Raw genomic sequence first — 12,531 nt, forward strand, 5'->3', positions numbered from 1 at the left:
TCGTTGTCGCGCAAGCGGTTCCTGTCGTCAGTCGATATTTCGTTGGCGCTTGCGGAAATGCGCTATTCTGCGCCACAACGCTACCGTAGCAGCATGAAAAGAATTGTATTGTGAACGTACTCGTTTCGGCGGCATGGTTGACCATGGCGCTGCAGCCGCCTACCCCGCCGGTCAGCTACCGGGTCGACGAAAGCAAGCCGTCCGACAGCATTGCGATCCAGGCTGTGTCGGTGAAAGCGGTCGCCGGGATGGACCGGCAAGCTGTCGGCAAGGTCAATGCCGCCTTGACTTCCGCAACCGCCGGTTTTGCAAAAGAAGCGAAACAATGCGCTGCCGCCGCGCAGGGACACTTATGGGGATACCAAGTCCGGTTCGACAAAGCCCTGCTGTCCGACAACTACCTGAGCATCGTGTTTGCCAAAACGACCGTGTGTGCGGGCTCCCCGAACGAACAAAAAGAAGCGCGCGTGTTTGCGCGCAAGAGCGGTACGCCGATCCCGGCGCGAACCTTGTTCAAGCAGATGCTGCCTGCCGTCAGAATCGCGCCCGCCGTGTCGAAAAACAAGGAGCTCATCCGCCTCGACGAAGACACGGCCGAACAGCTGATCGACGACGAACGTTGTGGCTTTTATCTGAAGAACACCTCGTACCGGATCTGGGTCGATGGCACGCACCTGGTTCTGTTCCCGGAATTCACTCAGACGTACTCCTTCTGCCAGAAAGAGTATCTGATCCATCGCTGGTAAATCCAGGGTGACCTGGTTCGGTCCACATCGCCGCGCCGGTCCACGGCGATGGCCGCGCCGGCACGCCATCGAGCACCGCGCCGTTGGTGGCGATCACCTCGCGGTAAAAATAGGCGCTGTTCTTGAGCGTGCGCTCCTGGGTCGCAAAGTTCACGTGCACGATGCCGAAGCGCTTGGAAAATCCATGCGCCCATTCCAGGTTGTCCAGCAGCGACCAGGCGCAGTAGCCGCGCACGTCGACGCCCTTCTGGATCACCTCGTGGATCGCGCGCAGGTGCTTTTGGTAGTAGTCGATGCGCAGCGGGTCGTGCACCCGCCCTCCTTCGGCCACCGGCGGATCGAAGAACGCGGCGCCGTTCTCGGTGATGTACACGGGCGGATTGCCGTAGCGCGCGGCCACCCATTCGAGCGTGTCGCTCAAGCCCTTGGCGTACACTTCCCAACCGGTTTCGGTATAGGTGGCGAGCGGCTGGCGCACCGCCACCGCGCGCACCGGCAAGGCGGTCGGCTCGTCGCGGGTCACGCTGCGAGTATAGTAATTGACGCCGATGAAGTCGAGCGGCTGGGCAATCAGCGCGAAGTCCTGCGCCGGCCAGGCGGGCCAGGCGTCGCCGTACACGTCCGTCATCTTTGCGGGGTAGCGCCCGAAAAATACCGGGTCGAGGAACTGGCCGTTCATGTAGGCGTGGCCGCGCGCCGCCGCTTCCTCATCGGCCGCGCTGCCGCTGGCCGGGTACTTCGGCTCCAGGTTCACCACCAGCCCGATCTCGTGCCTGCCCATCTCGCGGTACACCTTGACCGCCGCCCCGTGCGCGCGCATCAGGTTGTGCGCGGCGATGGGCGCCTCGAAGCGGTTGTGGTGCCCCGGCGCCAGCGTGCCGTTCAGGTAGCCGCCGTCGGACACCACCCACGGCTCGTTGAGCGTGGCCCACGAGGTGACGCGGTCGTCGAGCCGGTCGAACATCACGCGCGCGTAATCGGCGAACCAGTCGGCGATGTCGCGATTGAGCCAGCCGCCCTGGTTGTCCAGCGCTTCCGGCAAATCCCAATGGAACAGGGTCACCATCGGCTTGATGCCCTGCTCCAGCAAGCTGTCAACCAGCTGGTCGTAAAACCCGATCCCCACCGGGTTGACGGCGCCGCGGCCGGAGGGCATGACACGGCTCCACGAAATGCTGAAACGGTAGGCTTGCAGGCCGATCTCGCGCATCAGCGCCACGTCTTGCGCGGCACGGCGGTAATGGTCGCAGGCCACGTCGCCGGTGTCGCCGTCGCGGATATTCCCGGGCGAGTGCGCGAAGCGCTGCCAGATGCTCGGCCCCGCGCCATCGGCCAGCGGCGAACCTTCGATCTGGTAGGCCGACGTGGAGGCGCCCCACAGGAAATTCTTGGGAAACTCGATTGCGTTGATCATGGTGTTCCCTTGGTGTGATCGACTGCGATGAAAACGGTGGCCGGCAGTGTGCCGATGCGCAGTTCGCCGCCGCGCCAGAGCGCGGGTTTGCCGTCGATGGTGGTGCGCGCGCCACGCCAGCGGGCGTCGGCCGCGCGCAGCCGCACGCCGCCCGGCGGCCGTTCGATCTTACCGCCGATTCTCATGGTGATGCCACGCGATTGCGCCTTGATCTCGTAGTCCAGCTGTCCGTAGGACGTGCGCAAGCCCTGGACGGAAACGCCGGCGCCAGCGAGCCAGGCTGGCGCAATGCCGTCGGCGACGATCAGCGACCGGTCGGACTCGCGTTCGTACGCAAACAGGTCGAGCGCGGAGCGGATATAGTCCGACGAAATCCAGCCGTGCGGCATGTCGCCCACGAAGCGCGGCGCGCGTGCGTCGCGCCCCACCACTTCGGCCCACTGGTTCCAGGCGGCGGGCCGGCGGTCGCGCATGAAGTAGTCGAGCAGTTCGTGCGCGCGCCCGCGCCATCCCAGCCGCACGAAGGCGGCCACGTTACGCAGTTCGTACGGCGTGTAGTCGTTCCACTCGCGCCGGCCGTCGCGCCGCGCCACCGCCTCGCTCCAGTAACGCTCGAAGGTCCCGTGCAGCAGGTCTTGCGGCAGCCGCTGTTGCAGGCCGCCCGGCGAGAGCGCGATGGTGGTCGAGGTGGGGTCGAAGTCGCCCAGTTCCGCCGCACCGGCCAGGTAATCGATCCTGTGCATGCGGGCGGTCAGGCGCAGCGACGCCATCAGCTCGCGTTCGAACTGGTCGCCCTGGGCGCGCAGGGCGGCGGCGTCGGCGGGCTTGTTCATCACGCTGGCCAGCATGGCGGCGTCACGGTAGCCGCGCAGGCCCCAGAAATTGTCCCAGTTCGAATGCATCGGCTTGGCCGAATAGCCTTCGTGGCTGATCGACGCCGGCAGCAGGCCATACAGCATGCGGCGGCCGGGCGCGAGATTGGCCGCCGTCCGTTCCGACTGGCGCTGGCGTTCCATGTAGGCCGCTGCCGCCTTCACGCGCGGCCACAGGCGCGTCACCAGTGCGCGGTCGTGCGTGTAGCGCCACACTTGCGCCACCAGGAAAATGAACTCGCCCTGGCTGTCGTTCTCGGGCACCGGATCGGCCCCGCGCCGGTCCACGCAGCAGGGAATCTTACCGTTCGCGAACTGGCGCGGCGCGAACCAGTTCGCGTAGTCGCGCGCATCGTCGCCGTTCCCGAGCCTCAGCATCGCTTCCGACATCATGGCGCCATCGCGGATCCACGAGCGGGCGTACGAGCGCGTGCCGGGCATCAGCGCCGCGCCGTCGCGCGTCATCAGCATGTGCGCCAGCGAGGACCGCATGGTATCGACCAGCGCCTGCGCCGACGGCGGAACGGTGATCGCCACGTGATTCAGGCGCGCGCGCCACTGGCCCGCCACCTGGTCCTGCATCGCTGTCAGCCATTGGCCGGGCGTGGCGCCAGCCAGTTGCGGGGGCGCCGGCTGGCCGTTCAAGGGCAGCGCCAGGCCGAACACCGCCGTCGCGCCGGGCGCCAGCGTGACGTCGTAGGCCAGCGCGCCGGAGGCGAAACCGGCTTCGTCTTCCACGCGCGCCACGGCGCTCCAGCCGTCGCCCGCCAGGCGCGCGGGGATGGCGCCATGGTCGAACGAGGACACGCCGGCCCGGTCGGGCGCGGCGAGGCTCCACACGCGCGTGGCGCCATCGACGGCAAGACTGTCGCCGCTCCAGGCCAGTGTGCGGATCGGACTGACCCCGGGCGGGGTATTGAGGAACTGCATCGGCGGATTGACTTGCAGGGGACGCAGCGCCAGCGCCAGCCGCAGGGTCAAGGGGGCGGCCGAGGTATTCGCCAGGTCGTAGCGCGCAATCAGCTGCGAGGTGGCCGGCGTGCCCTGCGCAAAGGCGGTCGTACGCAGACGCCAGCGCGGCGCCGTCCAGGTGACCGACGGTATCGGCAGATAGCCTTCCTGCAGCGACTGCGATGCCGTCACGTCGGCCCAGGTGACCAGCTTGCCGTCGTCGATGACAAACGGCTCGATGGTGAAGCCGGCGCGCGCCGCTTCGATGGCGCCGTCTTCCGAGATCAGTCCCGTTTCGCGGCCGCCGTCGACACCGAGCACGGTCCAGTAATTCTGCTCTCCCGACATGCCGCGCGGGTAATGGCCGCGCGGCGCTTCCTTTGCCAGCGCCTGGAAGAAGCTGTTGGCCGTGGCGCCGTACGCCAGGTCCTTCAGTTCGATGCGCTCCAGCCGGTATACTGGCGCTGGCGCTGGCGCGTCGGGCATCGTCACGCGCACGAAGCGCGCCTCCGACTCGCCCAGCAGCAGCGGATCGGCGCCGCCCGTGCTGTCGCGCACCTTGCGCACGGTGCGCCAGGTATTGCCGTCATCGGAGAACGCCACCTCGTAGCGCACGGCGTGCAGGCCATCGGCCCAGTGCAGCACCAGGCCGCCGAACTCGCGCGCAATGCCATAGTCCACCGTCACCGCGCCCGGCGTGGCGCAGACGACGGGCTGCGGCGGCGCTCCGGCCGGGGCGACGGCGCGCATGCGCAGGTCGTCGATGAAAACCGACCCGCGTCCCCCATCGCGTCCGGCGCTGACCACCAGTTCCATCTGCTCCGTGCGGCGCAGCGTGCGGTCCTTGGACGGCCCCCAGGCAAAATCGATATGGCGCTTCTTGAAGGTGACCTTCTGCCAGTCGCGCGAGATCGCGAAGTTGGGGCGGTTGACCCACCAGACGTTGTCGCCGCTGGCGTCGACCAGTTTCATCTCGAAGTTGTTGAGCGGGGCGTCGGCGCGCATCCAGAACGAGATGGCGTAGTCGCCGTCGAAGTCGAGCGCCAAGCTGCGTTTGGCGCTGGCATAGCCGGCGGCGCTGCCGAAATCGAAGTCGAAGCGCATGCCCTGCCCCTGCACCCCGGGCGCGCGCGATGCGCTGGCCGTGACTCCGTCCGACACCACCGCCTTCCACGCGAGCGGCTGCTCGAAGTCGTCCAGCACGCGTTCCTGCGCCTGCGCGCCCATCGCCGCGCACAGCAGCAGCGGCCACAGTCTGATCATCCCTTCACGCTCCCGACCAGCAGGCCCTGTATGTAATAGCGCTGCAACGCCAGGAACAGCAGCAGCACCGGCAGGATGGTCAGCACCGAGCCGGCCATCATCATCTCGTTATCCTGCACGTGCTCGCGCGAGAGCGACGCCAGCGCCACCGGCAAGGTGTACAAGTCCTTGTCGGTGAGGACGATCAGGGGCCACATGAAGTCGTTCCAGCTGCCCAGGAAGCTGAAGATCGCCAGCGTCACCAGGATCGGCGCCAGCAGCGGCAGCACGATCGAGCGGAAGATGCGGAACTCGCTGGCGCCGTCGAGCCGCGCCGCCTCCAGCAGCGCATCGGGAATCGTCAGCGCGTACTGGCGCACCAGAAAGATCCCGAAGATGCTGGCCGCCGCCGGCACCAGCACGCCGATGTAGGTATTCACAAGCCCCATCTGCTTCATGATCAAAAACAGCGGCAGCATCGCCACCTGCCCGGGAATCACCAGGGCCCCCAGCAGCAGCTTGAAGATGCGGTCGCGCCCAGCAAAGCGCAGCTTGGCGAAGGCGTAGCCCGCGCCGACGTTGAAGGCCAGCGACAGCAGGGTCGCGGCCAGCGCCAGCAGCAGGCTGTTCAAAAAATAGCGGCCGATGCCGGCCTGCGCGAACAGCTCCAGGTAGTTGGCCAGGGTGGCCTGGCGCGGTAGCAGCGGCGGCGGAAAGTGGCTCGCTTCGCCGTGCGCCATGAACGACACGGATGTCATCCACAGCAGCGGAAACATCGCCAGCAGCGCGCACAGCACCAGCAGCGCGTTGACCCAGAGGCGGCGCGGCATGCCGCCGCTGCGCGCGCTCATTCTTCCATCCCGCGTCCGGCCACGCGCATCTGCAGCATGGTCACGCCGAACATCAGCAGGAACAGGATGAAGGCGACCGCCGTGGCGCTGCCCAGGTTCCACCATTTGAAGCCCTGCTCGTACATGAAGTACAGGACGCTGACCGTGCTTTGCAGCGGCCCGCCTTCGGTCATCATGTACGGTTCGGCAAACAGCTGGAAGTAGCCGGCCATGGTCAGGATGCTGACCATGAACATGGTCGGCGCCAGCGCCGGCAGGGTGATGTGGCGCAGCATGGCCACGCTGCGCGCGCCATCGAGTTCGGCCGCCTCGTACAGGTCTTCCGGGATGCTCTGCAAGCCGGCCAGGAAGATGATCATGTTGTAGCCGAAGTTCTTCCACACCGCGAACAGGATAATCGAGGGCATGGCAAAGCGCGGATCGCCCAGCCAGTCCACCGGCGCCAGTCCGACCAGATCGAGCCCGTAATTGATGAAGCCGTAACGCGTGTGGTACAGGTAGCGCCAGATGACGGCCACGGCCACCATCGACGTGACCACCGGCGCAAAAAACGCGGTGCGAAACAGGGGCTTGAACCAGGCCAGCCGGGAATTGAGCAGCAGGGCCGCACCGAGCGAGGCGGCAATCGAGAGCGGCACGCCGACCACCACGAAAAACAGGGTGTTCCCCAGCGCCTTCCAGAATAGCGGCGTTTGCAGCAGTTCGGCGTAGTTGGCCAGGCCGACGAAGCGCAGGTTGTCCAGGTCCGCCAGCGCGTACAGGTCGAAGTCGGTCAGGCTCATGGCCAGCGCGGCCAGCACCGGCACGAAGAAAAACAGGCCGATCACCAGCAAGGGCGGCGCCACCATCGACCACGCGGCGCGGCCGCTGTTCATGCCCTGCCCCGCTGGTCGAGCATCCAGCGGCGTTTTTCGAGGATGCGGTCGGTGCGCGCGTCGAGTTCCGTGACGGCCTGTTCGATCGTCATGCGGCCAGCCACCAGCGCCTCGGTCACGATGCGCATTTCGGTGCCGATGCGCTCCCATTCGGGCACCTTGGGCGGCGACTTGGCGCGTTCGAGCTGCTCGCGGAAGGCGGCCGAATACGGGTCGCCCTGCAAGGCCGGATCGAGCCAGGCGCTGCGGCGCGGCGGCAGGTTGCCCGTCATCTGGTAGAAGCGCCGCTGCACCTCGGGCTGCGACAGGTATTCGATGACCTGCCACGCTTCTTCCTTGTGCTGCGAGGCCTTGAACATCACCAGGCTGGCGCCGCCGGCCACCGAGGCGCCCGCGCCCTGCGGTCCGGGCAGGGGCGCCGTCATCCAGGTGTGCTGCCTGGATGCCGGCAGGCGCCGTTTGAATTCGCCGATATTCCACGGGCCGGAGATGTAAAAGGTAAAGAAGCCCTTCGCGAATTCGTCCCACACGTTCGAGATCGCGGTGGCCGACAGGCGCGGCGCCAGCCCGCTCTTGAACAGGTCGAGGTAAAACGCCAGCGTCGCCCGGAAATCGGCATGGCGAAAGTTACCGAAACGCCCGCCCTGGCGCAGCAGCGGGGCTTCCTGCTGCAGCGCCAGCGAGAGCAGCTGTTCGTATTCGTTCAGCGGCAGCAGCACGCCGTAATTGTGCGGGCTGCGTTGTTTCAGCGCGCGCATGGCCTTCAGCCATTCGGCCCAGCTGGCGGGTGGGTTGGCAAAGCCGGCATCGCGCAGCAGGTCCCTGCGGTAGTAGATCAGGCGCGTGTCGACGTACCATGGCACGCCGTACAGCTGCGCATCGATCTTGTTGGACGCCCAGATGCCGGGAAAATAATCGGCGCTGACGACGCCATCGGCACGGTCGACCCGATCGCCCACCGGCTCGATCGCGCCCAGCGCGGCGAACTGCGGTATCCAGGTATTGCCCAGCTGGCAGAGGTCGGGCGTGACGTCGCCGGCAAAGGCGGTCAGCAGTTTTTCCTGCGCCGACAGCCAGGGCAACTGCTGCACCTTGATGCGGATAGCGGGATGAAGCCGTTCGAAGTCGGCCAGCAGTTCCTTGACCACTTCGCCCTCGCGCCCCATGGCCCACAGGCGCAGCTCCACCGGTCCGTCCCTGCGGCGCTCGCAGCCCGCGAGCAGCAGCGCCAGCGCCGAACCGGCGACCCAGTGGCGCCGCCGCAAATTCATGGCTTGGCCCCGGTCTCCAGCCAGCCGCCGGAAAAGCCGGCCTTGCGCAGGCCGGCGCGGATCACGGGATTGGCGCGCATGACGCGCCATACAGATTCGTCGCGGTGGTTGGCGATCATCGCCAGGATCGGCCCCTGGTCGATGCCCAGGTAATCGGTGTCGATCCAGCCGAAGCCCGGCACGCGCCGTCCGTTGGCCAGCTTGATGCCGAAGTCGAAGCTCGGGTTGAAGGCGTCGAGGAAGCCGTATTTGCCGTAGATCTGCTTGCCGTAACGCGCATGCATGTCGGTGATCGCCGGGATCGCGATTTCCGGCGCGAAGGCGATCGACGCCGCCGCGCCGGTCGGGGCGATGGTGCAGTCGTCGTAGTGTTCCTTGCCCATGCCGCGCCCCGCGTAGCTGCGGAACTTGCGCCGCTTGCCGCCGTCGGTCACTGTCGCATCGGCGGGGCCGTCGCTGGCCGTCACGCCCCACAGTTTGGCGCCGTAGCCCTTGCAGCCGAGCGGATTGGCAATGGCGTAGGCCTGCTGCGCGTAGGTCGCGCGCCGGCTGTTCTCGAAGTAGTCGATGCCGCGCTTGCGCATGTAGGCATCCTGGATGCCGCGGAAATCGATCCACACATGCGAATACTGGTGCCCGAAGTGCGAGGCGAACGCCAGGTGCTCCTGGCCCCACGAGGTGCCCCAGGTCTTGTCGTAGGTGCTGGTCCACTCCTCCCACGCCTTCGGTTCGACCGGATGGGTGGGCGAGGCCAGCGCCAGCACGTACACCAGCATCGCTTCGTTGTAGCCGCGCCAGTCGTAGGGCAGCATGCCGGTTTCAGGATGCCAGCCTAGCACGATGGCCGGCGGACGCGCCTGCGCCCATTGCCAGTCGATGCGCCGGTACAGTTCGTCGGCCAGGCGCCGGATTTCGGCTTCCTGTTCGTCGGCGCCGTCGAAGTACGACTGCATGTGCAGCACGCCGGCCATGAGCAGGGCCGTGTCCACGGTCGAGAGCTCCGAGTTGGAACTGCGTACGCCGGTTTTCATGTCGAGGAAGTGGTAGAAAAAACCCTTGTAGCCGCTCATGCCCTGCGCCTGCTTGCCTTGCGGCGCATTGCGGAAGAAACGCAGGGTGGTCAGCACGCGCTCGCGCGCCTGGGCGCGCGTGATGTAGCCGCGCTCGATGCCGATCGGGTAGGCCGTCAGGCCGAAGCCGACCGCCGCGATGCTGGAGAACGACGGCGACGGATAGCGGTCGGGCACCAGGCCGTTGGCCGGATTGGCGGTCTCCCAGAAAAAGCGGAAGGTGCGTTCGGACAGGTCGTCCAGCAGCGCCGCCGACGGCCCCGGACTGACCGGCGCCGCGCTGGCCGGCGCCAGCGGCATGGTTGCGATGGCGCCCACCAGCGCGGCCATCGGCATCAAGCGTTTTCTCATCGACTTCCCTTCTTAGAATGCATAGCGCGCGCTCAGTTTGACGGTGCGCATCGGACCGGCGACTTCGCCCGGGGTTCCCAGCTTGACGTTGTCGCCGCCAAGATAGTTCGGCTTGTTGGTGGTCGGGCCTCCGCCCCAGTCGTCGTAACCGGCGTAATTGATCGTGTTGAACACGTTCAGGACATCGAGCCGCACCGAGACCTTGCCGAATCCGACCGCAAAGTCCTTGGCCATGGCCAGGTCGACTTCGCGGAACGAGCCGCCATCGCCCTTGCGCGAGACGCAGGCGCTGAAGCCCTTGGAGCAGTCGGTGATCCGGTAAGGCAGTCCGCTGCCCAGGGTGAGCTTGGACGAGAGCATGATCCCGTAAGGCAGCAGGCGGTCGCTCATGCCCGCCACCACCAGCCGGTGCCGCTCGACGTTCTCGGACGGATTCCAGCTGCGCGCATAGCGCCCGTGGGTCCAGTTGAAGATATCGTTGGTCCACTCCTTGTTGGTGGTCTCGCCTTCCGAGTAGGTGTAGGTGGCGGCCAGGCCCCAGCCGGACGCGCTCGAAAACGGCTTGTCGCCCTTCAGGTAGGCCGACGAGGTCTTGGCCTGCGAGATGAAGTCGCCCAGGATCAGGGTGCCGTAACCGGGCACGGAACTGAACATCGGATCGATCGGGCTGGCGTTGCCCCAGCCGCCGTTGACGTCGCGGTTGCCGCCGAACCAGTTGAACTGGTTGCGGCTGCGCGAGGTCGTCGCTCCCAGCTCGGTATTCCACGCCCCCAGCACCTGGCGCACGCCGACGCTGAACTGGTCGGTGTAAGGCAGTTTGTGTTCGCTGCGGATCAGCCAGATCTCGCCGCCCGGCTGCGCGTTCTTCTGCAGTTCGTCCAGCGCGGCGTTGGCGATGGTGCGGTCGTAGGCGCGCCCGGCGCCGGCGAAGAACACCGTATTGCTGTCGCCGAAAAAGTCGTACGACATGCCCACGCGCGGCTGCCAGGCATCCTTGAACGCCTTGCGGTTCGAGCCGGTGCTGATAAAGTCGCCGATCGCGATGCCGCCCTTGGCCAGCGACTGGCCGTAGGTCTGGCCGGCCGGCGCGCCCTCGCGCGGGTCCTGCTTGGCGAACAGGCCGGCGCGGTCGCTTGGGGTGACGTAGCTGTCGTTGAGCATATTGGTCTCGTAGTCCCAGCGCAGGCCCAGGTTCAGTTCGAGTTTCCTGGTCAGCTTCCAGTCGTCCTGCAGATACACGCCGTACTGGCGGTCGGAGTAGCTCACTCCCGTGGGCGGCAGCGCCGCCAGCACCTCGAACGCTTTCGGCACGCCGGTCACGTTGTCGATCAGCTCGCGCCGGATATCGATGCTGCGCGAAGTGCCGTACAGCTTGAAGTCGACCTTCTTGACCTTGACCCCGCCCTTGATCGTGTGGCCGGCCAGGCCGGTCCAGGTCAGGCTGTCGCTGAACGAGAGGCCCTTCTGCATGCGGTCCTGGGCGTCCGGCGAGCCGCCGGTAAACAGCACGTCGACCACGTTCTTCGGATCGTTGCTGGGCGAGACCACGTACTTGACGTAAGGCGTCGACAGCAGCGCGCTCGGGTTCCAGTGGAATTTCTCGTAGCCGATGCGCGCCTCGTTGAGGAAGTCGCCGCGCGAGAATTCATGTTTCAGGTCGAAGCGCGTTTCGTCGTTCTTGCGGTCCTTCTCGTTACCCGGCACCGACAGCTTGAAGTCTTCCGGCACCAGGTCGTTCTCGCGCCGGATGCGGGTGGTCAGTTCGATCAGGTGGTCTTCGCCGATGCGCGTGGTCAGTTTGCCGAGCACCAGGTCTTCCTTGAACTTGGAGGTGGCCGATCCGGCCTGCGCCAGCAGGGATGGCACGATGCCGGCATTCGGCAGCAAGTCCTGGCGCTGCGCCACCACCTGGCGCGGCGTATCGATCCGCTTGCCCTCGTACGCGATGAAGTAATGCATCACGTCTTCCTTGATCGGCCCGCCCAGCGTGGCGCCGTACTGCTTTTGCGAATAGCGCGGACGGTCCACGCCATCGGCCTTGTTCTTCTTCTGGAACGGGTTGTAGGCGGTCAGGTTGGCGCCGGTGCGGTCGAAGAACACGTCGCCATGCAACTGGTTGGTGCCCGACTTGGTGATCGCCGTGATCGCGGTCGAACTGACCTGGTCGAATTCGGCCTTGTAGTTTTGCGAGACCACCTTGTACTCGGCCACCGCCGATTGCGGGAACGGGTTGCCGCGCGATGCATCGAGCCCGGACATGCCGCCGCGCAGGATGTAGTTCTTCTGGCCGACGCCGTCGATGAAGACGTTCACGTTGTCCTGGTTCTGCGCCCCGCCCTGCAAGGTGCCGTAGCCGGTCTTGGCTTCGACATCGAAGCGTACGCCCGGCGCCAGGTCGGCAAAAGCGAGGAAGTTGCGCGACACCTGCGGCAGGCTTTCGATCTGCGCGCGCGAGACGCTGGTGCCCACTTCCGAGGTCTTGACGTTGCGCCGCTGGGCCGAACCCTGGATCACCACTTGCGCCAGATCGGCAGGTGCGGCGGCGCCGACCGACAGGTCGAGCGAGGCGGTCTGGCCGATCGCCAGCGTGACCTTGTCGGTGCTCTGGCCGCCGACCTTGATGTCGTACTCGCCCGGCGGCAGGCCGGTGAGCACATAGCTGCCGTCGGCGGCAGTGCTGGTGCGGTAGTTGTAGCCGGTGGCCGTATTGCTGGCGACGACCTGGGTGGCCGGCGCGGCCGGCGCGCCGCTTTGCGTGATTTGTCCCTTGATGGTGGCGCTGCTTAACTGCGCATGCGCCGGCGCGGCGGCCAGCATGGCCAGCGCCGACAATCCCACCAATGCCCTGCGCAGTTCGCGCACGCCTGCTTTCATCTTCATGCGTATCT

The 12,531-nt window shown here is 66.4% G+C and carries 8 protein-coding genes; 1 reads left to right on the plus strand and 7 read right to left on the minus strand.

The window, feature by feature from the left end:
• The first annotated feature begins 110 nt into the window (after positions 1-110).
• The gene (locus EJB06_RS25255; RefSeq protein WP_126076794.1) at positions 111-746 is read left to right on the plus strand and encodes a hypothetical protein; all 636 of its coding nucleotides are present in this window, start codon (positions 111-113) and stop codon (positions 744-746) included.
• On the opposite strand, the gene EJB06_RS25260 is transcribed toward EJB06_RS25255, so the two are convergent.
• The 7 genes from EJB06_RS25260 to EJB06_RS25290 are packed head-to-tail and all read right to left on the minus strand — an operon-like array spanning position 694 to position 12,523.
• Positions 694-2,160 (minus strand): GH1 family beta-glucosidase, encoded by a 1,467-nt coding sequence (locus EJB06_RS25260; protein WP_126076795.1) that lies wholly within the window; start codon positions 2,158-2,160, stop codon positions 694-696. The two genes, EJB06_RS25255 and EJB06_RS25260, sit on opposite strands and share 53 nt — an antisense overlap.
• Positions 2,157-5,246: a discoidin domain-containing protein gene (locus EJB06_RS25265; protein ID WP_126076796.1), complete on the minus strand. Its 3,090-nt coding sequence runs from the start codon at positions 5,244-5,246 to the stop codon at positions 2,157-2,159. Before EJB06_RS25265 ends, EJB06_RS25260 begins: the two co-directional genes overlap by 4 nt.
• Positions 5,243-6,076 carry a carbohydrate ABC transporter permease gene (locus EJB06_RS25270; protein WP_126076797.1) on the minus strand — a complete coding sequence of 278 codons (834 nt, stop codon included), beginning with the start codon at positions 6,074-6,076 and terminating at the stop codon, positions 5,243-5,245. Before EJB06_RS25270 ends, EJB06_RS25265 begins: the two co-directional genes overlap by 4 nt.
• The gene (locus EJB06_RS25275; protein WP_126076798.1) at positions 6,073-6,951 is read right to left on the minus strand and encodes a carbohydrate ABC transporter permease; all 879 of its coding nucleotides are present in this window, start codon (positions 6,949-6,951) and stop codon (positions 6,073-6,075) included. Before EJB06_RS25275 ends, EJB06_RS25270 begins: the two co-directional genes overlap by 4 nt.
• Positions 6,948-8,222 carry a sugar ABC transporter substrate-binding protein gene (locus EJB06_RS25280; protein WP_126076799.1) on the minus strand — a complete coding sequence of 425 codons (1,275 nt, stop codon included), beginning with the start codon at positions 8,220-8,222 and terminating at the stop codon, positions 6,948-6,950. The genes EJB06_RS25275 and EJB06_RS25280 overlap by 4 nt, the downstream gene beginning before the upstream one ends.
• Positions 8,219-9,643, minus strand: a complete 1,425-nt coding sequence (locus tag EJB06_RS25285; RefSeq protein WP_126076800.1) for a glucoamylase family protein — start codon at positions 9,641-9,643, stop codon at positions 8,219-8,221. Before EJB06_RS25285 ends, EJB06_RS25280 begins: the two co-directional genes overlap by 4 nt.
• Before the next feature lie 12 nt (positions 9,644-9,655).
• The gene (locus EJB06_RS25290) at positions 9,656-12,523 is read right to left on the minus strand and encodes a TonB-dependent receptor (protein ID WP_126076801.1); all 2,868 of its coding nucleotides are present in this window, start codon (positions 12,521-12,523) and stop codon (positions 9,656-9,658) included.
• Between the last annotated feature and the right edge of the window lie 8 nt (positions 12,524-12,531).

This window comes from Massilia atriviolacea (assembly GCF_003953935.1).
Lineage (GTDB): Bacteria > Pseudomonadota > Gammaproteobacteria > Burkholderiales > Burkholderiaceae_D > Telluria_A > Telluria_A atriviolacea.

Coding starts and splice junctions, on each gene's coding strand:
- EJB06_RS25260 (WP_126076795.1), bottom strand. CDS start 2,160: ATGATCAACGCAATCGAGTTTCCCAAGAATTTCCTGTGGGGCGCCTCC.
- EJB06_RS25265 (WP_126076796.1), bottom strand. CDS start 5,246: ATGATCAGACTGTGGCCGCTGCTGCTGTGCGCGGCGATGGGCGCGCAG.
- EJB06_RS25270 (WP_126076797.1), bottom strand. CDS start 6,076: ATGAGCGCGCGCAGCGGCGGCATGCCGCGCCGCCTCTGGGTCAACGCG.
- EJB06_RS25275 (WP_126076798.1), bottom strand. CDS start 6,951: ATGAACAGCGGCCGCGCCGCGTGGTCGATGGTGGCGCCGCCCTTGCTG.
- EJB06_RS25280 (WP_126076799.1), bottom strand. CDS start 8,222: ATGAATTTGCGGCGGCGCCACTGGGTCGCCGGTTCGGCGCTGGCGCTG.
- EJB06_RS25285 (WP_126076800.1), bottom strand. CDS start 9,643: ATGAGAAAACGCTTGATGCCGATGGCCGCGCTGGTGGGCGCCATCGCA.
- EJB06_RS25290 (WP_126076801.1), bottom strand. CDS start 12,523: ATGAAGATGAAAGCAGGCGTGCGCGAACTGCGCAGGGCATTGGTGGGA.